The 24116-nt window shown below is 66.5% G+C and carries 24 protein-coding genes; 14 read left to right on the top strand and 10 right to left on the bottom strand.

Features of this window, described 5'->3' with window-relative positions; translation table 11 throughout:
- The first annotated feature begins 45 nt into the window (after positions 1–45).
- A complete protein-coding gene (locus V9L20_RS06600) occupies positions 46–2445 on the top strand; it encodes a YgiQ family radical SAM protein (RefSeq protein WP_337295958.1) in 2400 nt (799 codons plus the stop codon).
- A gap of 7 nt (positions 2446–2452) precedes the next feature.
- Here the strand turns inward: V9L20_RS06600 and V9L20_RS06595 are convergent, their stop codons facing one another.
- Positions 2453–2908 carry a DUF1294 domain-containing protein gene (locus V9L20_RS06595; protein WP_337295957.1) on the bottom strand — a complete coding sequence of 152 codons (456 nt, stop codon included), beginning with the start codon at positions 2906–2908 and terminating at the stop codon, positions 2453–2455.
- Between the two features lie 222 nt (positions 2909–3130).
- Between V9L20_RS06595 and V9L20_RS06590 the strand changes: the two genes are divergently transcribed.
- Together V9L20_RS06590 and V9L20_RS06585 are read left to right on the top strand one after the other, a co-directional pair.
- On the top strand, positions 3131–3895 hold the full coding sequence (locus tag V9L20_RS06590; RefSeq protein ID WP_337295956.1) for a hypothetical protein: 765 nt from the start codon (positions 3131–3133) through the stop codon (positions 3893–3895).
- Positions 3896–4027: 132 nt separating this feature from the next.
- Entirely contained in the window at positions 4028–6142 is a 2115-nt protein-coding gene (locus tag V9L20_RS06585; protein WP_337295955.1) for an esterase-like activity of phytase family protein, read from the top strand.
- Here V9L20_RS06585 and V9L20_RS06580 read toward each other — a convergent pair whose 3' ends face one another.
- Complete coding sequence (locus tag V9L20_RS06580) at positions 6143–7021, bottom strand: CoA transferase (protein ID WP_258505886.1); 879 nt, start codon at positions 7019–7021, stop codon at positions 6143–6145. It abuts the gene before it with no gap.
- Between the two features lie 146 nt (positions 7022–7167).
- On the opposite strand from V9L20_RS06580, the gene V9L20_RS06575 reads away from it, so the two are divergent.
- Positions 7168–8070 (top strand): SDR family oxidoreductase, encoded by a 903-nt coding sequence (locus tag V9L20_RS06575; protein ID WP_337295954.1) that lies wholly within the window; start codon positions 7168–7170, stop codon positions 8068–8070.
- Positions 8071–8140: 70 nt separating this feature from the next.
- On the top strand, positions 8141–8749 hold the full coding sequence (locus V9L20_RS06570) for a glutathione S-transferase (RefSeq protein ID WP_337295953.1): 609 nt from the start codon (positions 8141–8143) through the stop codon (positions 8747–8749).
- 1 nt (position 8750) lies between these two features.
- Here V9L20_RS06570 and V9L20_RS06565 read toward each other — a convergent pair whose 3' ends face one another.
- On the bottom strand, positions 8751–9143 hold the full coding sequence (locus tag V9L20_RS06565) for a DUF488 domain-containing protein (RefSeq protein ID WP_337295952.1): 393 nt from the start codon (positions 9141–9143) through the stop codon (positions 8751–8753).
- Between the two features lie 28 nt (positions 9144–9171).
- Entirely contained in the window at positions 9172–11025 is a 1854-nt protein-coding gene (locus tag V9L20_RS06560) for a PhoX family protein (protein WP_337295951.1), read from the bottom strand.
- 96 nt (positions 11026–11121) lie between these two features.
- On the opposite strand from V9L20_RS06560, the gene V9L20_RS06555 reads away from it, so the two are divergent.
- Together V9L20_RS06555 and V9L20_RS06550 are read left to right on the top strand one after the other, a co-directional pair.
- Complete coding sequence (locus V9L20_RS06555) at positions 11122–11949, top strand: crotonase/enoyl-CoA hydratase family protein (protein WP_337295950.1); 828 nt, start codon at positions 11122–11124, stop codon at positions 11947–11949.
- A gap of 244 nt (positions 11950–12193) precedes the next feature.
- Positions 12194–12505: a hypothetical protein gene (locus tag V9L20_RS06550; RefSeq protein ID WP_126747326.1), complete on the top strand. Its 312-nt coding sequence runs from the start codon at positions 12194–12196 to the stop codon at positions 12503–12505.
- A 68-nt stretch (positions 12506–12573) separates the two neighbouring features.
- On the opposite strand, the gene V9L20_RS06545 is transcribed toward V9L20_RS06550, so the two are convergent.
- The 3 genes from V9L20_RS06545 to V9L20_RS06535 form a co-directional block, all read right to left on the bottom strand.
- On the bottom strand, positions 12574–13716 hold the full coding sequence (locus V9L20_RS06545) for a DSD1 family PLP-dependent enzyme (protein ID WP_337295949.1): 1143 nt from the start codon (positions 13714–13716) through the stop codon (positions 12574–12576).
- Positions 13717–13831: 115 nt separating this feature from the next.
- On the bottom strand, positions 13832–14146 hold the full coding sequence (locus tag V9L20_RS06540; RefSeq protein WP_337295948.1) for a hypothetical protein: 315 nt from the start codon (positions 14144–14146) through the stop codon (positions 13832–13834).
- 65 nt (positions 14147–14211) lie between these two features.
- The gene (locus V9L20_RS06535) at positions 14212–15159 is read right to left on the bottom strand and encodes a LysR family transcriptional regulator (protein ID WP_337295947.1); all 948 of its coding nucleotides are present in this window, start codon (positions 15157–15159) and stop codon (positions 14212–14214) included.
- 109 nt (positions 15160–15268) lie between these two features.
- On the opposite strand from V9L20_RS06535, the gene V9L20_RS06530 reads away from it, so the two are divergent.
- Together V9L20_RS06530 and V9L20_RS06525 are read left to right on the top strand one after the other, a co-directional pair.
- Complete coding sequence (locus V9L20_RS06530) at positions 15269–16333, top strand: tartrate dehydrogenase (protein WP_337295946.1); 1065 nt, start codon at positions 15269–15271, stop codon at positions 16331–16333.
- A 127-nt stretch (positions 16334–16460) separates the two neighbouring features.
- The gene (locus V9L20_RS06525) at positions 16461–17399 is read left to right on the top strand and encodes a tripartite tricarboxylate transporter substrate binding protein (protein WP_337296126.1); all 939 of its coding nucleotides are present in this window, start codon (positions 16461–16463) and stop codon (positions 17397–17399) included.
- A 20-nt stretch (positions 17400–17419) separates the two neighbouring features.
- Here the strand turns inward: V9L20_RS06525 and V9L20_RS06520 are convergent, their stop codons facing one another.
- Positions 17420–18454 carry an antibiotic biosynthesis monooxygenase gene (locus tag V9L20_RS06520; protein WP_337295945.1) on the bottom strand — a complete coding sequence of 345 codons (1035 nt, stop codon included), beginning with the start codon at positions 18452–18454 and terminating at the stop codon, positions 17420–17422.
- An 11-nt stretch (positions 18455–18465) separates the two neighbouring features.
- Here V9L20_RS06520 and V9L20_RS06515 point away from each other — a divergent pair, with 11 nt between their 5' ends.
- Together V9L20_RS06515 and V9L20_RS06510 are read left to right on the top strand one after the other, a co-directional pair.
- A complete protein-coding gene (locus V9L20_RS06515) occupies positions 18466–19557 on the top strand; it encodes an AraC family transcriptional regulator (protein WP_337295944.1) in 1092 nt (363 codons plus the stop codon).
- Positions 19554–20444, top strand: a complete 891-nt coding sequence (locus tag V9L20_RS06510; RefSeq protein WP_337295943.1) for a LysR family transcriptional regulator — start codon at positions 19554–19556, stop codon at positions 20442–20444. Before V9L20_RS06515 ends, V9L20_RS06510 begins: the two co-directional genes overlap by 4 nt.
- Here V9L20_RS06510 and V9L20_RS06505 read toward each other — a convergent pair.
- Positions 20432–21340 carry a LysR family transcriptional regulator gene (locus V9L20_RS06505; protein ID WP_337295942.1) on the bottom strand — a complete coding sequence of 303 codons (909 nt, stop codon included), beginning with the start codon at positions 21338–21340 and terminating at the stop codon, positions 20432–20434. The two genes, V9L20_RS06510 and V9L20_RS06505, sit on opposite strands and share 13 nt — an antisense overlap.
- A gap of 214 nt (positions 21341–21554) precedes the next feature.
- Between V9L20_RS06505 and V9L20_RS06500 the strand changes: the two genes are divergently transcribed.
- Positions 21555–22031, top strand: a complete 477-nt coding sequence (locus tag V9L20_RS06500; protein WP_337295941.1) for a (R)-mandelonitrile lyase — start codon at positions 21555–21557, stop codon at positions 22029–22031.
- Between the two features lie 88 nt (positions 22032–22119).
- Complete coding sequence (locus V9L20_RS06495) at positions 22120–22782, top strand: carboxymuconolactone decarboxylase family protein (RefSeq protein WP_337295940.1); 663 nt, start codon at positions 22120–22122, stop codon at positions 22780–22782.
- Positions 22783–22803: 21 nt separating this feature from the next.
- Here V9L20_RS06495 and V9L20_RS06490 read toward each other — a convergent pair whose 3' ends face one another.
- Positions 22804–23244, bottom strand: a complete 441-nt coding sequence (locus V9L20_RS06490) for a MarR family winged helix-turn-helix transcriptional regulator (protein ID WP_337295939.1) — start codon at positions 23242–23244, stop codon at positions 22804–22806.
- Between the two features lie 125 nt (positions 23245–23369).
- Here V9L20_RS06490 and V9L20_RS06485 point away from each other — a divergent pair, with 125 nt between their 5' ends.
- Complete coding sequence (locus V9L20_RS06485) at positions 23370–24107, top strand: SDR family oxidoreductase (protein WP_337295938.1); 738 nt, start codon at positions 23370–23372, stop codon at positions 24105–24107.
- The last annotated feature ends 9 nt before the right edge of the window (positions 24108–24116 follow it).

The following is a 24116-nucleotide window of genomic DNA, read 5'->3' as shown; positions in this document are numbered from 1 at the left end:
ACTGCGGCGCCGAGCCCGCCAAGCCGCGCCGCCAACTTCCCACTGATGAACGCCCCCGTCGACGTCTCCTTTTTTGCGCGTGCCGCCAAGCCGCTGACCAGCTACCGCAAGTACTGGGCGGCCCGTTTCGGCACGGCCAAGTTCTTGCCCACCACGCGCAAGGAAATGGACGCGCTCGGCTGGGACAGCTGCGACATCATCGTGGTGACGGGCGACGCCTACGTCGACCATCCGAGCTTCGGCATGGCGGTGATCGGCCGCATGCTCGAGGCGCAGGGCTTTCGCGTGGGCATCATCGCGCAGCCCGACTGGCAGAGCGCCGAGCCCTTCAAGGCGCTGGGCAAGCCGAACCTGTTCTTCGGCGTGACCGCCGGCAACATGGATTCGATGATCAACCGCTACACGGCGGACCGCAAGATTCGCAGCGACGACGCCTACACGCCCGGCGACGTGGGCGGCGCGCGGCCCGACCGCGCGGCCATCGTCTATTCGCAGCGCTGCAAGGAAGCCTGGAACGACGTTCCCATCATCCTCGGCGGCATCGAAGGCTCGCTGCGCCGTATTGCGCATTACGACTACTGGCAGGACAAGGTCCGCCGCTCGATCGTGGTCGACTCGAAGTGCGACCTGCTGCTGTACGGCAACGCCGAGCGGGCCATCGTCGAAATTGCCCACCGCCTGGCAGCCCGCGAACCGGTGCACGAGATCACCGACGTGCGCGGCACCGCATTCGTGCGGCGCGACACGCCAGAAGAGTGGTTCGAGATCAACTCCACCAGCGTGGACGAACCCGGCCGCGTCGAGGCGCACGTCAACCCGTACCTCATGGTGTCGGAGCAGGCCAAGGCCAACGGCGCGACCTGCGCGAAGGAAGACGAAGCCCAGGCCGTGGCGCAAGCTGCTGAAGCAGGCGCCGCGGCCAACCCGGTGAACCCGGCCATCAAGCCGCTGACCTTCGTGCCGAACCCCGCGCTCCAGCAGCGCGCCAAGATCAAGGTGCCTCCGCGCGACCGCAGCGTGATTCGCCTGCCTTCGTACGAGCAGGTGCGCGCCGATCCGGTGCTCTATGCCCACGCCAACCGCGTGCTGCATCTCGAGACCAACCCCGGCAACGCCCGCGCGCTGGTGCAGGCGCACGGCGAGGGCGCCACGGCGCGCGACGTGTGGATCAACCCGCCGCCCATTCCGCTCACCACGGCCGAGATGGACTACGTGTTCGACCTGCCGTACGCACGCAGTCCGCATCCGCGCTATGCCGACGAAAACGGCAGCCACGACGGCCCGACCAAGATCCCCGCGTGGGAAATGATCCGCTTCAGCGTGAACATCATGCGCGGCTGCTTTGGCGGCTGCACCTTCTGCTCCATTACCGAGCATGAGGGCCGCATCATCCAGAGCCGCTCCGAAGAATCGATCATCAAGGAGGTCGAGGCCATTCGCGACAGCGTGAGCGGCTTTACCGGCACCATCTCCGACCTGGGCGGCCCCACGGCCAACATGTACCGTCTCGGCTGCAAGAGCCCCGAGATCGAAGCCGCCTGCCGCAAGCCAAGCTGTGTGTACCCGGGCATCTGCCAGAACCTGGGCACCAACCACGATCCGCTCATCAAGATCTACCGCCGTGCGCGCGCGCTGCGGGGCATCAAGAAGATCCTGATCGGCTCGGGCCTGCGCTACGACCTGGCCGTGCAGTCGCCCGAGTACGTGAAGGAACTGGTGCAGCACCACGTCGGCGGCTATCTGAAGATCGCGCCAGAGCACACCGAGCAGGGCCCGCTCACCAAGATGATGAAGCCCGGCATCGGCAGCTACGACAAGTTCAAGCAGATGTTCGAGAAGTTCTCGGCCGAGGCGGGCAAGAAGCAGTACCTTATTCCGTACTTCATTGCCGCGCATCCGGGCACCAGCGACGAGGACATGATGAACCTCGCGATCTGGCTCAAGAAGAACGGTTTCCGCGCCGACCAGGTGCAAACGTTCTACCCGAGCCCGATGGCCACGGCCACGACGATGTACCACACCAACAAGAACCCGCTGCGCAAGATCACGCGCGACAGCGAGACGGTGGACATCGTGCGCGGCGACAAGCGCCGCCGCCTGCACAAGGCGTTCCTGCGCTACCACGACGCCAACAACTGGCCGCTGCTGCGCGAGGCCTTGAAGAGCATGGGCCGCGCCGACCTCATCGGCAACGGCAAGCACCACCTCATTCCAACGTGGCAGCCGCTGACCGACGGCGGCTACACGAGCGCGCGGCGCAAGAACTCGACCACTGCGCCAGTGGCGGCCAAGGCATCGGCACCGGTCAGGCTCGCGCCCGTGAAGCCCTCGAAGGGCCGCATGCTCACCCAGCACACCGGCCTGCCGCCGCGCGACAACGGTTCGGCACCACCGCGTAAGGCTGCGGCCGGCCCGGTGCGCGGCAGCATTCGCAAGCCACGCTGAGCCGAGCTCAGCCCGCGAGCAGTCCGGCCGGCACCAGCTTGCCGACCCAGGCAGCCACAGCGGCGATATTCAGCAGCACGGTGGCCCAGTAGCCCGCCATGAAGCTCGCCTTGCGCGACTTGTGGCGAAAGAGCCGCTGCGCGCACCATGCGCCCGGCCATCCTCCCGCCAGAGACAGCAGATGCAGCGTGCTCTCCGCGGTGCGCCAACGTCCGGCTTGCGCAGCGCTCTTGTCAAAGCCGTAGACCGCGAAGGTCAGCAGGCTGACCAGCAGCACCACGCCCAAGGCAAGCGGAGGCAGCCGCGCGGTCCATGCGCCATAGCCGAGCAGGGCCGCATAGCCCAGGAGCAGCTGGCCCATCGGCAGCATCGACGATGAGGAGGACGGCGCTGCTCCGCTGCGTCGTCGCGAATCGGCTGCGGTGCGGCCTGCATTCGGCGATGCGGGAGCTTGGCGCTTCACGGTTTGCAGACTGAAAGAGAAGGATGCATGGCGGGATTCTCGCCGCCCGTTGTATCGTGTGGCCCCATGAGTACTTTGTTCTCTCCGCCGGTTTCATGGTTGCGAGCCCTGGCGGGGGGCATTCTGTTCGCCACTTCAGTGCATGCGTTGGCGGCGCCTTCCGAATCTCCATCTGCATCGGCCAGCGCTTCGGCTGAAGCGCTGCGCGCTACGCACCAGCGCATGAAGGGCAAGCTCGAGCGCAGCGGCTTCGGAAGGCCCATTCAGCTCGATTCGCTGGAAACGCCGGGCGGGCTGCAGGGCGACATCTACGCGGTGGTGGACCACTCGCTGCCGGAGATCAGCGCTGCGCTCAAGGAGTCGTCCCACTGGTGCGAACTGCTCAAGCTGCACGTCAACAATCGCCGATGCCGCGCGGGCACCACGCCGCAGGGGCAGGACATGCTGACGCTGTTCGTCGTGCGGCGCTACGACAAGCCGGTCGATCAGGCGTTTCAGCTGCCCTTCATCTATCGCGTGGCCAACGCAACGCCGGAGTACCTGTCGGTCGAGATGAACGCCGCCAGCGGGCCGCTGGGCACGAGCAACTACCGCGTCACGCTCGAAGCGGTGGCGCTCGACGAGAAAAAGAGCTTCCTGCATTTTGGCTACAGCTACGACCACAACATGATGGTTCGCATGGCCACGCAGGCATACCTGGCCACCTTCGGCCGCAACAAGGTGGGCTTTACCGTGGTGGGCAAGGAGGACGATGGGCAGCCCGAGTACATCCGCGGCGCGCGCGGGCTGGTGGAGCGCAATGCGATGCGCTACTTTCTGACTCTTGACACGTACCTCTCTTCGGAAGCGGGCGCGCCGGCCGAGCGCCGCGAGCGCTCCTGGTTCGCTGCGGCCGAGCAGTATCCGCGGCAGCTGCACGAGATCGAACTCGAAACCTACCTTGCGATCAAGCGCGAGGACCGCGAACGCGACGGCACAAAGCGCTAAGAGGCACTGAAGGGGCGCTGGAAAAGCGAACCCGCCGCAACCTTTCGACTGCAATTTCACGGACTTGTCATCTGCCTCGGCGCTAATCGCCGGGGCCTGCGCCTTTGCGCGGGCGCTTCACAAGGACAAGCAATGCGGAAGACAAGAGGATCGAGGATGGGTTGGCTGGCGCTCGCAGGTGCCAGCGTGCTGTTGGGTGCCTGCGGCGGCAGCGGCGGCGGGGGGAGCGGCGGATGGGCGTTTCCCCCCGCGTCCGGCGGCGGGGGCGGCGGCGGTGGCGCCACGAATCCACCGGCCGCCCAGTCGAAGACCGGCACCTTCCTCGATTCGGCGGTCGAAGGCCTGGACTACGTTGCCGGCAGCGCCGCCAAGGCCACCACCAACGCAGCGGGCGAATTCACCTGCAAGGACGGCGAGACCGTTGTCTTCAGCGTCGGTGCGCTCGCGCTCGGCAGTGCCGCCTGCGGCGACGCGATCACCCCGTTGACCCTGGCCGGCGGCACCGACGTAAAGGCCGATGCCGTCGTCAACCGGCTGCTCGCGCTGCAGAGCTTCGACGAGGACCGCGATCCTTCGAACGGCATCCGCCTGACCCCGGCACTGAAGGCCGCGCTCACGGCCGGCGCCATCGATTTCAGCGCCGCGGCCGCGAGCTTCGACACCGCTCTCAACGCGGTGCTCGCGGGCCTGCCTGCTCCCTACAATGCCCGCATGGTCGATTCAAGCCGCCGCACGCTGGCGCGTGAACACTTCGAGGACACGCTGGCTTCGCGCCTCGGCGCGCCGGTGACCGAAACCTCGACGCAGACCAACGCGCTCGGCACCATCGGCATCGACGTCACGCGCTACCAGCTGCAGGCCGATGCCAGCTTCAACGTGCCCTACGAGGGCGACAACGAGAAGACCAAGGCCGACTTTCCCGCGGGCTTCCTGCCGGCCTACGGATCGGGCCTGGCGTTCAAGGGCAAGGCCGACGACGGCACGCTCGAGTTCTATGCCATTACCGACCGCGGCCCGAACGGCGACGGCCCGACGGCGCCAGTGCCCAATGGCGGCGGCGCCACCAGCATCAGCAAGGTGTTTCCCGCGCCGTCGTTCGCGCCGAGCTTCGGCATCGTGCGCATCGGCAAGACGGGTGCGGTGCTCTCGTCGAGCCTGCCGCTCAAGCTCGATGCCGGCAAGAAGATCACCGGCCTGCCCCCGCAGTCGGGCGTGGGCTCGACGGGCGAAACGCCGCTGACCGACCGCTATGTGTTCGATGCCGCCAAGGCGAACTACGACGCCAACGGCCTCGACCCCGAGACGATGGTGCTCGACAAGGCGCGCAACGTGCTGTGGACCAGCGACGAGTACGGCCCGTTCATCGCACGCATCAACATCGCAACCGGCGTGATCGAGAAGAAATACGCCCCCGGCAGCGGCGCCGCCGACCTGCCGCTGGTGCTCGCGCAGCGCCGCGCCAACCGCGGCATGGAGGGGCTGACGCTCGACGCGGCAGACGGCAAGCTGCACGGCTTTCTGCAGAGCCCGATCGATCCGAAGGACGGCGCGGGCAAGTCGATCCAGGCCACGCCGCCGGGCGGCAGCAAGACCGATGTGCGCCACATCGCGAAGTTCACGCGCTGGCTCGCATTCGATCCGGCCACCGAGACATCGAAGCTCTACGCTTACCCGATCGACGGCAGCCAGTACGACAAGAACCGCACCGGCAACGCCAAGCTCGGCGACGTGGTGAGCCTGGGCAACGGTCGTTTCATCGTGATCGAGCAGGGTGCGCGCAAGAGCGACGGCAAGGTGTTCAACAAGCTCATGCTGGTCGAACTGCCGGCCAATGCAACCGACATTGCGGGCTTCGACCACAACCTGGAAATCAGCAGCATCACGCAGGCGCCTTCGGGAGCCGCTGACTACTCTGCGGTGGTAGCGATGCGCAAAACCGAGCTGCTCGACCTCAACGCGCTGGGCTGGCTGGCCGAAAAGGCCGAGGGCCTGACCGTGGTGGACGACCAGACGCTGGCATTGGTGAACGACAACGACTTCGGCCTGAGCACGATCCTGCTCGATGCCGACGGCAAGACTGTCGCAGGCAGCGTCGAGGATTGCACGGTGGATGCCACCGGCGCGATCATTGCCAAGTGCCCGGCGGGCGTGACGGGCGCGCGCATTACGCGCGGCAGCGACCTGGAACGGCCGGTGCGCATCTGGCTCATCAAGCTCGATCGCAAGCTGAGCGAACTGCGCCTTTGATCAGTCGGCGAGCGTGAGCAGCGGCACGTCGCGCTCGCGCGCCATGGCTTCGAGCTGTGCGCGGGTGCGGGTGCCAATCCATGCGGCAATGCCCTCGTGCGTGGATGCGGCGAACATGTCGCGCGAAGCCACGCCGGCGGCTTCGCAGAGGCGCTCCGCAAAGTGCGGCTCCAGCGCGGCAACCGCCACGCGTCCGTCCGCGCAGGGATACACGCGGTAGCCCGCGTGCGCGCCGCCCACGGCGCCCTGGGGCCGGGTGAGGCCCCAGGTGCGCGGCAGCGCCAGCCAATCGGCCGATGCATTGAGTGCCACCTCGAGGTACACGCCGCTCGCCTTGGCCGCGGACCGGGCATGCAACGTGGCCTGCAGCACTGCTTCACTCGCGAGCAGGGCGCCGCCCATGTCGGCGTAGAGCGTGGGCGGCAGTTCAGTGCCGGTGACCAGGCCGCTTTCCGCAACGTAGGTGAGATCGTGGCCCGGCTCCTCGGCACGCTCGCCGGGGGCGCCGACGATGGCGACCTGGGACAGCGACGGATGGCGCGCCTGCAGCGATGCCCAGTCGAGCTTCAGCTTGACGAGCGCTGAAGGCCGGAAAGAGGTGAGCAGCACGTCCGTGCGCGAGAGTTCGGCGTGCAGCTGTTGCTGGCCGGCTTCGGTCTTCAGGTCGGCCGTGCGAACCTCGATGCCCTCGTGCAGCGCGGCGTACGCGGCCTTGTCGTAGAGCGCCATCGGGTCGCGGGCGGGCGGTTCGAACTTCAGGCAGGTGGCACCCATGCCGCGGCAGCGCAGCAGTGCCGCGGGGCCCGGCAGGTTGAGCGCAAGGCTCAGCACACGCACGCCGGCGAGCGATTGGAAAGACGAAGCAGCGGGGCTTTGCATGGTCATGTATCCGGTGATCAGGGCGAAGGACATTTTTACCCGCGCAGAGCCAGATTTCGCAAGCCATGGCATTTGCCGGCGGCGTAGCATGCGCCATGGCGGCGCCGCGCCTTGCCGCTCTGTTGCAACCACCAAGGAGATTCACCATGTTTGAAGCTTCCCTCATGAGCGGCCAGCGCATTCTCGTGACAGGTGGTGGCACCGGCCTCGGCCGTGCGATGGCCGAGCGCTTTCTGGGCCTGGGGGCCGACGTTGCAATCTGCGGCCGGCGCCAGTCGGTCTGCGAAGAAACCGCTGCAGAGTGGCGCCAGCAGTTTCCCGGGCGCCGCATCGACACCTTCGGCGTGGACATCCGCATTGCGCAAAACGTGGACGAGATGGTCGAGAGCCTCTTCCAGAGCGGCGGCCTCACGGGGCTCGTCAACAACGCGGCGGGCAACTTCGTGGCCCCGACCGAAAGCCTCTCGCCACGCGCTTTCGACGCCATTGCCAACATCGTTTTTCACGGCAGCTTCTACGTCACGCAGGCCGTGGGCAAGCGCTGGGTGGCCGAAGCGAAGGCCGGCAAATGGAAGGAGGGCGACGCGCTGCGCAGCGTGATGAGCATCATCGTGACCTGGGTCGACAACGGCAGCCCCTACGTGGTGCCTTCGGCCATGAGCAAGGCCGGCATCGAAGTCATGACCAAGTCACTGGCGGTGGAGTGGGCGCGCCACGGCATTCGCCTGAACGCCGTGGGGCCGGGCGAAATTCCGACCGAGGGCATGAGCAAGCGCCTGAACCCCGGCGAGGAGCCCGGCGCGCGCAGCAAGAAGACCAACCCGATGGCGCGCACCGGCCGCATGAGCGAGCTGCAGAACCTGGCGGCCTTTCTCATGGCGCCGGGCCAGTGCGACTGGCTCACCGGCCAGAGCATCATGATGGACGGCGGCAACGCGCTGGCCACGGGCGGCAACTTCTACGAGCTGCGCCAATGGAGCGATGACGACTGGCAGGCCGCGCGCGAGCGCATCGAGGCGCAGAACCAGAAGGACAAGGCGCAGCGCTGACGGGCCCACCCTGCCGCCGGCAGCCGATCGCGCGGTATCGTTGCGCCATATCAACCAGGAATAAAAGCAGATGCAACTCATCGGCATGCTCGATTCGCCCTATGTCCGCCGCGTGGCTGTCTCGCTGCGGCTGCTCGGGCTTTCGTTCGAACACCGGTCGATTTCGGTCTTCAGCACCTTCGAGCAGTTTCGGGAGATCAATCCCGTGGTCAAGGCACCGACCTTGGTGTGTGACGACGGCACGCTGCTGATGGATTCCACGTTGATCATCGACTACGCCGAAACACTCGCCGGCCGCAGCCTCATGCCTTCTGGACTGGAGGAACGGCAGCATGCGCTGAAGGTGCTCGGGCTTGCGCTGGCAGCGTGCGAGAAGTCGGTTCAGATCGTCTATGAGCGCAAGCTGCGCCCACCGGAAAAGCAGCACGCGCCATGGGTCGACAGGGTACGAGGCCAGCTTGGTGCGGCTTACGCAGGGCTCCAGGCCGAGCTGCGGAAGCTGCCTGCGCCCAGCGCCGAAGGCACCATCGGGCAGGCCGCGCTGACAAGCGCCGTGGCATGGAGCTTCACCCAGCTGGTGCTCCCGGACGTGATTGCGCCCGCCGATTACCCCTCGCTTGCAGCCTTTGCGGCCGATGTGGAAAAGCTGCCTGCGTTCGTGGCTCTTCCGCAGGTCTGAATCAGTTCGCGGCGATGTCCGCCCCGCGCTCGGCCAGCAGGGCGCGCAGCAGCGAGCGATGGCAGCGCGACTCGTCTTCGCAATAGCAGCCCACCGAAAACGCCGTGCTGTGGGAGAGCGCCGCGAGCAGGTCGAGGCTGCGGCTCGCGTCGGCCTCGGCCATCTCGGCCTTGTACTTGCGCATGAAGGCGTTCCATTGCACGGGCGTTTCCGCTTCCTGGCCGAGCTTCATGGTCTCGGCCGAAGGTGCAAGGTTCGGGTACCACACGTCGTACCAGTCTTGCGAGGCGAACTCGGTCTTGGGAACGCCGCGCGGCGGACGGCGCACGGTGCCGATGCGCAGGCCCTCGCCCTGGGCGCGCGGTGTGCCGAGGCGAACGATGCGAATGCTCATGCAGGGTCTCCTTTTTTTTGGACGGGCTTCAGCTGCCGACGATACCGCCGTCGCGCCGGCGAATGGCCAGCGTGGCCGAGCGTGGGCGTGCGCTGCCTGGCTCGGTGCCGTCGGGCCAGGCGCTGGTCGGCGTTCCGCTGCCGTCGTCGCGCGATTCGCCCGGGTGCTGGATGTTGACGAACAGCGTGTGCCGGTCGGGCGTTACCACGCAACCCGTCACCTCGCTGCCGTTCGGTGCGGTCAGAAAGCGCTTGATGCGGCCCGTCGCCGGATCGGCGCACAGCATCTGGTTGTTGCCCAGCGATGCATAGGGCGGCTTGCCGATGAGCTGGCCGCTCATGTCGGTCTGTATCCAGAGCAGGCCGCCGCTGTCGAAGTGCAAGCCGTCGGGGCTGCCGAAGACGTCTGCATTGGCGGAGGGATAGCGCGCGCCGCTGTCCGTTTGTGCCGGGTCGCCGGCGAGCGCGAAATGGTCCCAGGCGAAGCCTTCGCTGCCTGCATCGCCGCCGTCCTCGCGCCACCGCAGGATGCCGCCGAAGAGGTTGCCGGCGCGCGGATTGGCTGCGTCCGGCGCTGGCTTGCCGGGCTCGCCGCGCTGGCTGTTGTTGGTGAGCGTGACGTACACCTCGCCGGTTTGCGGATGCACCGCAATCCATTCCGGGCGGTCCATGCGGGTGCCGCCCACCACGTCGCCCGCCAGCCGGGCGTGGATCAGTACCTCGGCCTGGTCGGCAAAGCCGCCCGCCGCATCGAGGCCGTTGCGCCCGTGGATGAGTTCGAGCCATCGGCCGCGGCCGTCGGCGTCGAACCGGGCGACGTAGAGCGTGCCTTCGTCGAGCAGCCGGCCGTTGGCGGCACTGCCGCCGCCGGATGAAACTTTTCCGTGGCTGACGAACTTGTAGATGTATTCGAACCTCGCATCGTCGCCCATGTAGACCACCAGGCGCTGGTCCTTGGCGAGTGTGCAGGTGGCGCTTTCCTGGCGCTTGCGGCCGAGCGCCGTGCGCTTGACGGGCTTGGCCGCGGGATCGAAGGGATCGATTTCGACCACCCAGCCGAAGCGGTGGGCTTCGTTCGGATGCCGGCTCATGTCGAAGCGTTCGTCGAAGCGCCAGTAGTCCACCCAGTGCGAGCCCGGCACCGTGCCGTAGCGGCGCTGTGCGGGTGTGAGGTCATTGGCCGCTTCCTTCGGGCCGCCGAAGTAGCCATGAAAGTTTTCTTCGCAGGTCAGGTAGGTGCCCCATGGCGTCACACCCATCGCGCAGTTGGCGAAGGTGCCGAACACCTCGTCACCGGCGGGGTTGGCCTGTGTGCGCATCAGCGGCGTACCCGCTGCGGGGCCTGCAATGCGCATGGACGTGTTGCCGTGCACGCGGCGGGCATAGGGCGACGGGCGCACCTGCCGCCAGCCATCGCGCGTGCGCCGGATTTCGATGACCGACACACCCATGGCATACAGCGACTTGCGCACCTTCTCGGCGGTCCATTCCTTGATGCCGTCCGCGTGGAGCAATTGCTCGTCGGTGTATTCGTGGTTCATCACGAGCAGTGCGCGGTCCGGTGTTGCAAGCGGAAAGAAATGCATCCCGTCGTGGTGCATGCCCGCCTGCAGTGCCTGGTCGGCTGCGCTGTGGGAGCCATCGGGCGCAAAGGCCGGCATCGGCTGGCCCTTCACGCCCGTGGGCGTGCCCCACGGATAGAGCAGCTGCCATTCGTATTCCGGCGGCACCACGACCGCGTCGCGCAGCGAAGCGGGCACGGCGGTAAAGCCGAGCATGGCCGGCTCGTTGGGGCTGGGGGATGCGTGGGCACCGCTTCCGTGGAGCAGCGCCACCACGGCGGCGGCGCCCGATTGCAGAAAGATCCGGCGATCCAGGGGCATGGGTCGAAGCAGGTGTTGGGTGGGCGACAGGCGCCATCATCGCCGAGCGCCCGCACCGGGCGATACTGGCGCAAAGAAAACCGAAGGAGACACGACATGGCCGACCGAATCGAATGGACCCGCCACCCCGACGGCGTGGTGGAACTGCAGCTTGCGCGCGCCGACAAGATGAACGCGCTCGACCCCGCGATGTTCGACGCGCTGATCGAGGCCGGCGAATCCTTGCGCCGTGATGCCGCGGTGCGCGCCGTGGTGATCTCGGGCCAGGGCAAGGCGTTTTGCGCCGGGCTCGACATGGCTTCGTTCGAGCGCATGGGGCAGGGCGCCGCGAGTGCCGTGCTGGGCGCCGCGGCCGGCGGCACCGACCTGGCGACCCGGACCCACGGCATTTCGAACGCGGCCCAGTACGTGGCGATGGTCTGGCGCGAAGTGCCGGTGCCCGTCATCGCCGCCGTGCATGGCGTGGCTTTTGGCGGCGGCCTGCAGGTGGCACTGGGCGCCGACGTCCGCATCATGGCGCCGGACACCAAGCTTTCGGTGATGGAGATCAAGTGGGGCCTGGTGCCTGATATGGGCGGCATGGTGCTGATGCGTGAACTCGCCCGGAGCGACGTGGTGCGCGAGCTCACCTTCACCGGACGCATCTTCTCGGGCGAGGAGGCGCTGCAGCTTGGCTTTGCCACCCGGCTGGCCGCCGAACCGTTGGCCGAAGCCCTTCAGATGGCGCGGGACATCGCGGGCAAGAGCCCCGACGCCATCCGGGCAGGCAAGCGCCTGCTCAACGCCGCGCTGTCGCAAAGCGCGGCCGATCTGCTGGTTGCCGAGTCGGTGGAGCAGCGCGCGCTGATCGGGAGCGCAAACCAGACCGAGGCGGTCAAAGCCAACATCGAGCGGCGGCCGCCCCGATTCAACGCAGCCGCCTGACTGCATCGCCCCGGCAGAAAACCCGGTGTTTTTCGCCTTTGGCCGCTAAAAGCAGCCAATTCCGCGCGGCTGGATCTTGATTGTAAGAATTAAGCGTTCTTGCCAAGGGCTGGTCGCCGCGCGGACAAACATGACCTTTGTGTGACTAAGGTCACGTCTTGGTTGGGATTAAGGGTTCGGAAGGGTGGCTGATTCAGTCACATTCCTTAACAATTAATCCTTTTGACTGCGACGGCGATCCTGCATGTCGACCACGTTTTTCTGCAATCTCAGTGTGCCCATCCTGGTGGGCGAGGATCGCTACAAGTACATCCCTGTCGTCGGCGTCTTCCGAAGCATTCCGTTCGAGCAAATAGACGAGTGGGTAATGCACCCCGACGGCAAGCCCCGGAGCGACCGCGAACTCGCGGCCGAAGTTCTTGTCGAGATCCGCGTACCGCCCGAAATGAGCGGAAGCGCTGCTGCGCGCGCGTTCGACGTTGCGGACATCCTGCAGCTGGACCGCGCGGCGGCGATCGTGGTGTCTACCTATCTGGCGGCGCTGCCGAGGGTTTGACCGCCCGCTCGGCGATTCTTCGCCATTGCCTCAGCCCGGAGTCGCAGCGCCAGCCCTAGCGCCCGGCCCTAGTGCCTGCCGCGCGCATCCACCGGCCAGATGGCCACCAGGGTGTCGCCATCGACCACGTGGTAGGCGTCATGCAGGTTGACCGTCGGGTCGCAATGCGGGGTGACGAACTCGACACGCTCCCCCAGCGCCGGCCGCGCCCCGGCAAACAGCAGCTTGCCATGCTCGTCGCCAAAAAACGCGTAGCGGCTCGCCGGGTCGGCGCCGCGCGCCACCAGCGGCACGCCGGCGTCGGTGGCAAAGCACTTGGTGCCACCGTCGACCGTGACCCAATCCGCCGCATTGGCGCTCACCACTGCCGTCTGCACGAACAATGACACCTCGAAGGGCGACGGCTGCCCGGGGGCACCAAGCACCTGGGCGTATTCCGCGTCCATGAAGACATAGGAGCCCGCCTGCAGTTCGGTGAACGCGTCGCGCTGCGCGTCGAGATCGTGCGTGCCGGTGCCGGCGCCCGTCACGATCTCGAAATGAATGCCCTCCTGCCCGGCCTGCGCGACGATCCTTGCAACGGTTTCTCGCAGGCCGGCAGCCGCGGCGCTGCGCTCTTCCCGATCAACAATGTGCTGCAGGTTGCCGGCGTAGGCCTGCAAGCCGCGCAGCTTGAGGCGCGGCTCGGCCGCGATCCGGCGCGCCAGGTCGAGCACCTGCGCTTCGGTTGCGGCGCCGGTGCGGTTGTAGCCCGCGCCGTAGTCGACCAGCACCTCGAGCGGGTGCGGCAGCCCGAGCGTGGCGGCGGCAAGGTCCGCGGCATTGCGCGGGTCGTCCACCACCACCATCATTCCGCCGGGGCCCGCGAGCCTGGCAAGCTTGACCACCCGCGCGATCTTGCTCGGCGTCACGGCGGGCGAGGTGATCAGCACATCCGGAATGCCCGCCTTGACCATGACCTCCGCCTCGCCCAGCGTGACGCAACTCACGCCGATGGCGCCCGCGGCCACCTGGCGCCGCGCAATCTCCACCGACTTGTGCGTCTTCACGTGCGGGCGCAGGCCCACGCCGCGCGCCTTGGCAAAGGCGGCCATGCGCTCGATGTTGCGCATGAGAGCGCCAAGGTCGAGCAGGAGCGCGGGTGTATCGAGCGATTGCCGGCCGCCGGCCAGGCCGATCAGCGGCGTGTTGACTTGCGTATCAGGGAGCATGGGAAACCTTCGTATGCAGAGTTCAGGGTGCGCGCGCCAGGCACGAGGCAGGCGAAATGATCGCATCGAAAAGCCGCTTGCGGTACTGGGCGCAGCGGCTGAAAAAGAGTGTCGCTCAGTCGGCCCGTGACGGCGCCCGGTGCCCCGAGCGCCCCGAGCGCCTGAGCGCCAGCCACCAGAGCAGCGCCGCATTGACGGCCCAACCACCCGCGAGCAGGAGCAGCGCCGTCTGCGCAACGCCCGGTTCGAGATCGAGCGTCAGCAGCGCCAGCGACCATGGCAGCGCCCCCGCAATGGCCGCCAGCATGGCCAGTTCGTTTGCGGGAAAGGCGGCGGACGACACCACGCACACCACGCCCACCGTGGAGTAGGCGAGCGCGCCAATGCGCCACCAGGAGGGGAAGGGCGGCCGACGGTCTGTGGTGTCCATGTGGCAACGATTGCAGGCACCCGCAGTGTGCCGCGACAGCCGCCTGCGCGAAGCGATGTAAGTCTTCAGGCGATGCCTGCAGAGCCAGGGTCGCTTTTGTTCCCCAGGCGCGCGAAGGCGTCGGACAGGCAATCCACGAACACCCGTATGCGCGAAGAAAGCTGATGCCGTTGCGCGTACACGGCGTAGATGTCCGCGCCGGGCGTGCGGTACTGCGGCAGCACCTGCACGAGGCGGCCGCTCGCGAGATACCGCTCGATGTCCCATTCGGCCCGCATGACGATGCCATGGCCGTCCAGCGCCCAGCGCACCGCAATCTCCCCGTCGTTGGTGGTCAGCGCGCCGCGGACCTTGATGGTCTCGGTCTGTTCGCGGCGGCCTTTTCCGCTGGAAAGGCGCCACACCCCATAGGCGTCGTTGCCCTGGCGAATGCCGATGCAGTCATGGCGCGCCAGGTCGCTCGGAACCACCGGCATTCCGCGTTGGGCCAGGTACTTGGGCGAGGCGCACAGCAGCCGCCGGTTCGGCGCCAGGCGCTTGGCGATCACTCTCGCGTCCGGCGGCTCGCCGAAGCGCACGCAGACGTCGAAAGCATCGTCCGTCAGCGGCGGCGGATCGGCGGACAGCTGCAGCTGCACCTCCACGTCGGGACACAGCCGGCTGTAGCGCGAGATCACCGGTGCCACATGCATGCGGCCGAACCCCAGGGTCGCGTTCACCCGCAGCAGGCCCTTCGGCGACCCTCTGCCCTTGGCCAGGAGCTGGTCGAGGTCATCGAGCTCGCCGAGGATGCGGCGCGCATGCTCCAGGAACACCTCGCCCTCCGGCGTCAGGCTCATGCGCCGCGTGGTGCGGTTGACCAGCGGCATACGAAGCCGTTGCTCCATCTGCGAAAGCCGCTTGCTCACCGCCGGCGTGGACACCCCCAGGTTGCGCGCCGCGGCGCTCAAGCTGCCGCCGGTAGCAATCTGCACGAAAAAGCCCAATTCGGAGGGCTGGATGCCGTGGCTCATGGTCGATTGATTGTTGACTTGCGGTTAATGATGGATTCACTTTACCCGTGCGACGCCATCGGGTGCAAACCACAGAATCGGCCGAACCACTCAAAGGACGACGGCCCAAATGAAGACGTACAAGATTGCAACCATTCCCGGAGACGGCATCGGCAAGGAAGTGATTCCCGCAGGCCAGCAGGTGCTCCAGGCGCTGGCCTCGGCCGGCGGAAGCTTCAATTTCGAGTTCGAGAATTTCGATTGGGGCGGCGACTACTACCGCGAGCACGGCGTGATGATGCCCAACGATGGCCTGGAGGCGCTGCGCGGCAAGGACGCCATCCTGTTCGGCTCGGCGGGCGACCCTCACATTCCCGACCACATCACGTTGTGGGGGCTGCGCCTGAAGATCTGCCAGGGCTTCGACCAGTACGCCAACGTGCGCCCGACGCGCATCCTGCCTGGCATCGACGGCCCCCTGAAGCGCTGCGGGCCAGGAGACCTCAACTGGGTGATCGTGCGCGAGAACTCCGAAGGCGAATACGCCGGCGTCGGTGGCCGCGTGCACCAGGGGCACCCCATCGAAGCCGCTACCGATGTCTCGATGATGACCCGCGCGGGCGTCGAGCGCATCATGCGCTTCGCCTTCGGGCTGGCGCGGTCGCGGCCCCGCAAGCTCCTCACGGTCATCACCAAGAGCAACGCCCAGCGTCATGCCATGGTGATGTGGGACGAGATTGCGCTGCAGGTCTCCAGGGAGTTTCCGGACGTCGCCTGGGACAAGGAGCTGGTCGACGCATCGACCGCGCGCATGATCAACCGGCCGGCCTCGCTCGACACCATCGTTGCCACCAATCTGCACGCCGACATCCTCAGCGACCTGGCCGCCGCGCTCGCGGGCAGCCTGGGCATTGCGCCGACCGGCAACATCGACCCCGAGCGCCGTTATCCGTCGATGTTCGAGCCGATCCACGGCTCCGCCTTCGACATCATGGGCAAGGGCCTGGCCAATCCGGTCGGCACCTTCTGGTCGGTCGTGATGATGCTCGAGCACCTGGGCGAGGCCGAGGCCGCAAGGCGCGTCATGCAGGCGATCGAAGCCGTGACAGCCAACCCCTCGCTTCATACCCGCGATCTGGGCGGCACCGCCACCACCGCGCAGGTCACGCAGGCCGTGTGCGCACGGCTCGCATAGAGACCGCTGCATTTCCGCCGCCAACCGCAAGAAGAACGGCGCACGCCGTCAGCCTGGAGACAAAGACATGAAGAAGCAACCATTCGCCATGGGGCGCCGCGCCATTGCGGGAACTGTGCTGGCAGCCATGGCACTCTCCGCCGCGCCCTGGGCCGCTGCGCAGGAGCCGTGGCCGGCCAAGCCGATCAGCCTGGTCGTGCCTTTTCCGTCCGGCGGCACCACCGACGTGCTGGCCCGCGCGCTCGCCGATGCGCTCTCCAAGAGCCTGGGGCAGCCCGTGATCGTGGAAAGCAAGCCGGGCGCCGGCGCCACCCTCGGTGCAGACTACGTCGCCAAGGCCAAGCCCGATGGCTACACGCTGCTGATGGGCGCGGTGCACCACACCATTGCCACCAGCGTGTACAAGAAGCTGCCCTACGACTTCCAGAAAGACCTGGCGCCCATCACCACGGTGGCGATGGTGCCCAATGTGCTGGTGGTCAATGCGTCGCTCACGCCCGCAAGGTCGGTGGCTGAGCTGGTTGCCGCCGGCAAGTCATCGTCCAAGGAACTGGCCTACGGCTCGAATGGCAACGGCACCGCGCAGCACCTCATCGGCACGCAGTTCCAGGCCAGCACCGGCGTGAAGCTGCTGCACGTGCCCTACAAGGGGAGCGGGCCGCTCACCACCGACCTGCTGGGCGGGCAGGTGGACATGTCCTTCGACACCATCACGCCGGTGCTTCAGCACATCAAGGGCGGCAAGCTACGCGCCTTGGCCGTGACCACGGCCAAGCGTTCTGCCGTGCTGCCCGATGTGCCGACGCTCGAAGAGGCAGGCCTGAAGGGCTTCGACATCGGCACTTGGTTCGGCGTGCTGGCACCAGTTGGAACGCCGAAGGACATCGTCGTGAAACTGAATGCCGAGATGGTGAAGATCATCAAGTCGCCGGACTTCGCAGAGAGAATGCGCGCGATCGGCGCCGACCCGATAGGCGACAGCTCCGCCGACATGGCAGCGCGCATCCGCGACGAGACGGTGAAGTTCGCAAGGCTGGTGAAAGAAGGCAAGGTGGCGGTGGAGTAGGGCGAGGCGCTGCGCACCGGTCAAGGTGGCGCGCCCTCGACGATGTACACGCGCGACTTCGCCGACCTGAAGCGGATGGGACGGATCTCTCGATACTGCGGCGAGTCGTACCAGGCCTGTGCCCGCTCCAGGCTGGGAAAGGCGATCATGACGATGCGCTTTGCAGGCTCGCCTTCGAGCGCGCTCACCTTTCCGCCCCGCACGAAGTAGTAGCCGCCGAAGGGCCTGAAGGTTGCCTCTACTTGTGCGCTGTAGGGCTTGATGCCTTCGGGGTCGGTGAGTTCGAATTCGGAGACGTAGTACGCGGGTGCCTTGGCTGCCGGCGGCAGGCCGAGGAACACCGGCTCAGCTTCCAGCAGCGTGCGCGAGGTGATCATCGACTTGGTGGCTTCCACATACTTCTTGAAATGCGGCGAGTCGATGTGCTGCCGGTAGGCCGCTTCGTCGGCATAGATTTCGACGAAGCGCAGTTGTGCCGGCTGCTCTTTCAGTGCGAAGGCGTAGATGCCCAGCACGCCCGGTTCAACGCGGATCGATGTGTCGATTTCTTCCGACACCGCGTCCTTGTAGGCCTGGAGTTGGGCCGGATCGATCGTCAGCTCTGCAACCCGCACATGAGGAGGCCGGGAAGGCAAGCTCTTCTTGGCGCCCAGGCGCACGGGCACGGCTTCATGCAGTTCGCGGCGCAGCATCATCGTGTCTGTCTGCGCGCGAAACTTCTGGAAGTGCGACGTCTGCACGTGGGCCTGGTAGGCCTTTGCGTCGACATACATCTCGAACACCCGCACCCGGCCCGGATTGCCTTTTTCAGCCACGGCATGGAAGGCGAGGACCCCCGGCTCCAGGCGCAAAGTGGCTTCGCCGTTTTCAAGGGCGGCCTTGCGAAACTCTTCGAGCCTGGCATTGTCGATGTCGAGTTCGGCAAATCGCACGAAGGGCGTGGGGCTGGGCGGTTGGGCGAGCGCAGGCCGGCACAGCGCCAGCGTCAGCAGCGATGTGCCGACAAGCGCCAGCTTCCAGAGGCGACGTGGCATGTGAATCGTGGAGAACAGCATGCTGCAATTCTTTGAGCAGACAGGACCACGGCAATAGACAAATCCGACCGAGTTCTTGCCTGATCCGACTGTTGCTGCAAGCAATGGGCAGCCACCATACAGTCACGCCCTACCATGGAGCTTTTCAGCCGCGGAGTGAAGAGGTGAAGCAGGAATTGCCCGGTGTATCGGCGGATACGTTCGAAGCCTTGCGCGCGGCGCTGGCTCAACGCATTGCGCGCTGGACAGACGGTGCCGAGCAATTCGACACGGCCATTCCCGGGCTTGCGTTCTACAGGCATGACACGCCGACCCCGCCCATGAACTGCATGGTCGGGCCGAGCATTGCGCTGACGGTGCAGGGCGCCAAGCGCGCGCTGCTGGGAGGCCGGAGCTACAGCTATCACAGCGGCCGCCACCTCATTGCCGCGCTCAACCTGCCCGTGGTGCTGCAGGCTGTCGAGGCGCATCCCGATCAGCCATACCTGAGCCTGGTGCTGGAACTGGATGCACGCGGTATCGCGGAGTTGCTGCTCATGCAGGCCGAGCCGCCCACATTGCCCGCGCATGCGTCCACGGCATCAGGCTTGGCACCGAGCCTCGTATTGGGCGATACGACCGAGGCGCTTCTCGAGCTCTTCCTGCGCCTGGTCAAGCTGCTGGACGAGCCGGCCGCTCTTGCTGTGATTGCGCCGCTGGTGCGTAAGGAAATTTTCTATCGCCTGCTCACGGGCGAACAAGGCGCATGGTTGTGGCAGATGGCTTCTGCGGGCAGCCAGAACCAGCGCATCGCGCGTGCCATCGAATGGCTGAAGCTCAATTTCGCCCAGCCGCTGCGCATCGAGGAGCTTGCCGCCCATGTGCAAATGAGCCCATCGCGGTTCCATCATCATTTCCGCGCCCTGACGGCCATGAGTCCGCTGCAGTTTCAGAAATGGCTGCGCCTCAACGAAGCACGCAGGCTGATGCTGGCGGATTGCATCGATGCCTCGAGTGCGGCGTTCCAGGTCGGATATGAGAGCCCGTCGCAGTTCAGCCGTGAATACGGCCGCCTGTTCGGCGCCCCGCCGCGGCGGGACATCGACGACCTGCGGCAGAAGGGCGGTGCCGGGGGCACGAAATGAAACGTGACTCGATCAGTGACCTGCTGGCCTTCATGGCGGTGGCGCGCGAGCGCAGCTTCACGCGTGCGGCCTCCAAGCTTGGCGTGTCGCAATCTTCACTGAGCCACACCATCCGTGCGCTGGAAGCCCGCCTGGGGGTGCGCCTGCTGACGCGCACAACGCGCAGCGTGGCGCCCACCGAGGCCGGCGAGCGGCTGCTGGAAACGGTGGCCCCACGGCTGCAGGAAATCGAAGCCGAAGTCGCCGCAGTCAGCGAGCTCGGCACCAAGATGGCCGGCAGCATCCGCATCACGGCCATCGACTACGTGGTGGACACGGTGCTGTGGCCCCGCCTGAGGCCGCTGGTTGCCGAATACCCTGATCTCAAGATCGAGATCAGCTCGGACTACCGCATGGTCGACATTGCGGCCGAGCGTTTCGACATCGGCGTGCGCTGGGGCGACCAGGTGGCCAAGGACATGATTGCGGTGCGCCTTGCGCCCGACCAGCAGATGGTGATCGCCGGCGCGCCGGGCTACCTGGCGGAACGCGGTGTGCCGGCCACACCGCAGGAATTGCTTGCGCACAACTGCATCGCGCTGCGCCTGGCGGGCGGCGGCCTGTATGCATGGGAGCTCAAGAGCGGCGACCGCGAGTTGCAGGCTCGCGTGGGTGGGCAGGCGACCTTCAACAGCGCCTACCAGATGCTGAACGCCGCGTTGAGCGGCTGCGGCCTGGCTTTCTTGCCGCAAGACCTGGCCTGGCCTCATCTGCAGGTGGGGCGCTTGCGGGCCGTGCTGGAGGACTGGTGCCCGGTATTCCCGGGCCTGCATGCCTATTACCCGAACCGGCGCCAGTCGACGCGTGCGTTGACGCTGGTGATCGACGCGCTGCGCTACCGCGGCTGAGGCCCATCGGGCAAACGCAGCGCGTCGATCACCATGGAAACCGCCTGCGTTTTCTGGCGGCGGCTGGGGTAGTACATGAAGAAGCCGGGCGAGGTTGGAAACCACTCCTCCATCACGCAGCGCAGGCGGCCGGCCTCCACGTGCGGCCGCGCCAGATACTCTGGCGTGAAAGCGAGTCCGCAGCCGTCCAGTGCCGCCTGCAGGATCTGGTAGCTGCCGTTGAAGGTGAGCTGCCCCTGCACCTGCACGCGTTCGGCCTGTCCGTTGCGTTCCAGCGGCCAGGCAAAGAGGCCGCCGCGCGTTGCCAGCCGCAGCGTGATGCAGTTGTGCGCAAGCAGGTCCTGCGGCGTTTGCGGCACCGGGTGGCGCTCGAAGTAGGACGGTGCACCGACGATCAGGCGCCGAAAGTCCGGCGTCATGCGCACCGACACCATGTCGCGTGCAATGGCTTCACCGGTGCGCACGCCGATGTCGTAGCGCTCCTCGAAGATGTCGACCATGCGGTAGCTGGTATCGATCTCGACCTTGATGTCCGGGTGCTTGTGCAGCAGCGGTGCGAGGCGCGGCCAGATGAACAGATCCGCCACGGTGTCGACCGCGGTAATGCGCACCGTGCCGGCCGGCTTGTCGCGGAACTCGGCCAACGCCTCCAGCTCGGTCTCGATTGCATCGAACTGCGGCGCAACCGTCGCCATCAACCGCTCGCCCGCTTCGGTCGGCACCACGCTGCGGGTGGTGCGGGTCAGCAGGCGCACGCCCATGCGGCTTTCGAGTGCGCGCATCTTGTGGCTCAGTGACGATGGCGACACGGCGAGCGTGGCCGCCGCGCGCGTGAAGCTGCGCTCGCGCGCCACCGCGAGGAATGCGAGCAGGTCGTTGAAGTTGTCGCGCGGCATGGCTGCCTCAAGCCACCATCGACAGCTGCGGCAGTACGGCCGGGCCGCGCGGCCCGTGAAAGAGGGCGGTCGTCATGCCCTCGAGTCTAGGTGCGCTTCGCGTAGGAAAACGGCTCGCGATTCATGCGCCCGGTCGATAAGTGCATGCGGACGAGGGCGGCTAGTCAGGGTGGGCGAGCCCGCCTACGCTTGGAGCCAGTGAAAGGTCTTCCGCATGAAAACATCCTTGTATTGCGCGCTCTGCGCCGTATCGCTTCAGGCCGGGGTTGCCGAAGCGCAGCCCGAAGCCGGCCAGCAGGTCACGCGCGCCGGCAGCCAGACACCGTCCACGGGCCCGGTCGAATACTTCACCGGCCGCGTCCGGGTCGATCCGGTGTGGCCTGCCAACGCGCACATCAATGCCTCGGGCGGCGTGGTGACTTTCGAGCCGGGCGCGCGCTCGGCCTGGCATACCCATCCCGCAGGGCAGCGGCTGCTGGTGATGTCGGGTGTGGGGCTGACCCAGGAGTGGGGCAAGCCCGTGCAGGAGATCCGCGCGGGTGACACGGTCTGGTGCCCGCCGGGCGTCAAACACTGGCACGGCGCGGCGCCGGGCTCCGCGATGAGCCACCTGGCCGTGACCGGCACGGTGAACGGCAAGAACGTCGAATGGATGGAGAAAGTCAGCGATGAGCAATATGGCGCGCGCTAAACATCGCACCGCCGCCGTGGCGGCCTTGGCCCTGGTGCTCGCGGTCCCGGCCATCCAAGCATCCCAGAACCAGCAGGAGCCAGCCGGCATGACCAGCACACCCCAGTCCCAGGCCTTGTCGGCCACGCACCAGGCCATCGTGCCGATCGCGGCCTTTGCCGCCGCGGGCGACATTGCCAGGCTGAACGCGGCCTTGAACCAGGGGCTGGATGCCGGCCTGACCGTGAGCGAAGCCAAGGAGGTGCTGGTGCAGCTCTACGCGTATGCCGGTTTCCCGCGCAGCCTGAATGCGTTGACGGAGTTGATGAAGGTGGTCGACGCGCGCAAGCAGCGCGGCGTGAAAGATACCGAGGGCCGCGGGCCGAGCCGCCCCATTCCGAAAGGCGACGCCTTGATGGCTGCGGGAACCGCCAATCAGACCAGGCTGTCGGGTGCGCCGGTCCAGGGGCCGCTGTTCGACTTTGCGCCGGCAGCCAACGAGTACCTGCGGGCCCATCTGTTCGGCGACATCTTCGAGCGCGACAACCTCGACTGGCAAAGCCGCGAAGTGGCCACGGTCAGCATGCTGTCCGCGCTTGCGGGTGTCGAGTCGCAGCTGCAGTCGCACATCCGCATCAGCATGAACGTGGGCCTCTCGGTGCAGCAGCTGCGGCAACTGGGCAGCGTGCTGGCCGACCGCGTGGATGAAGAAAGCGCCAAGCGCGTGCGCGATGCGCTGGAGCGCCACCTGGCGAGCAAGCCGGCAAGTTGACAGAACCGCGGCTGGAGCCGGTCAGCCTTGCTCTTCGTCCTCCATGTCGTGCTCCAGCTTCTGCCGAATCGAGGCCATGACTTTCTGCATGGTCTTGATGTCGTCCACCGCAACCCCGTCCGAGAGGCTGTTGATCCACGGGGCTTGCAAGGCCATGGCGGCCGTGTAGACCTGCCGGCCCCTGTCGGTCAGCACCACGAGCTGCGCCCGCCGGTGGTGAGGGTTGGTCTCGAACGCGACGAGATTTTCCTTCTCCAGGTCGTTGACGATCCGCTGCACGTTCTGCCGGTTGGCACCCAGCGTGCGGGCAAGCCACGCCACGGGCTGCGGGTGTTCGCCCTTGAAGATCGTGCCAAGAATCTGCCAGCGAGCGCTCGTCAGCCCGAGCGGCGCCACCAGCCGGTCGCCTGCAGTCAACAGGCGGCTGTTCAGCCTGAACAGTTCGAGCATCAAGCTGCTCATCGCTTCGCCGGCAGCAGTTCGCTTGGTCTTTGTCATTTGTCGCTATAAGGCTTTATTGACAACATGGTGTCATATTGGCATCATTTGATCGTACCAGACTGACCTCAGTCTCAAAGGCCCAGACGATGACATTGAGCAACAGCACCATCCTTGTGACCGGGGGCGCCAGCGGTATCGGATTTGCGCTTGCGCAGCAGCTTCTTCAGCGGGGAAACCGCGTCATCGTCTGTGGCCGCGGGGCCGAGTCGCTGGCGCGCGCGCAAGCGATCGAGCCAGCGCTTGTCACGCGAATCTGCGACGTGACCGACGCGGAAAGCCGAAGGGCGCTGATCGACTGGATTGCCGCCGAGCACCCGGACCTCAGCGTCGTTTTCAACAATGCCGGTGTTCAATATCGCCGCAGCTTCGCCGGCGATCATGCGCTGGACGATCTGGAGCAAGAGGTTGCGGTCAACTTCACTGCGCCGGTGCAACTTATCGGCGAGATCCTGCCGCTGCTGCGCCGCCAGAAGCAGGCTGTGATCGTCAACGTCACGTCAGGTCTGGCCTTTGCACCGATGGCCGACGTGCCCGTGTATTGTGCTGCCAAGGCCGCGCTGCACTCGTTCACTCTCACGCTCAGGCACCAACTCCGCCACACTGCGGTCAAGGTGGTGGAAATGGTGCCCCCCATCGTCGACACCGGACTGGGCGGCAATACCCGAAGCGACGGCACGAAGAACGCCGGAATGATGAGCCCCGACGCCTTTGCAACCGAAGCGTTGGCACTCCTCGAAGAGGGGCACGACGAAGTGCTGGTCGGGCTTTCGGTGGGCACGCGCCAGCACGGCGAAAAACTCTTCCAGCGCATGAATGGCAGTTGAGCCTGTCGA

This window comes from Variovorax sp. CCNWLW225 (assembly GCF_037204045.1).
In the GTDB taxonomy this organism is placed as follows: domain Bacteria; phylum Pseudomonadota; class Gammaproteobacteria; order Burkholderiales; family Burkholderiaceae_C; genus Variovorax.
This window is presented reverse-complemented; position numbering and strand designations above follow the sequence as displayed.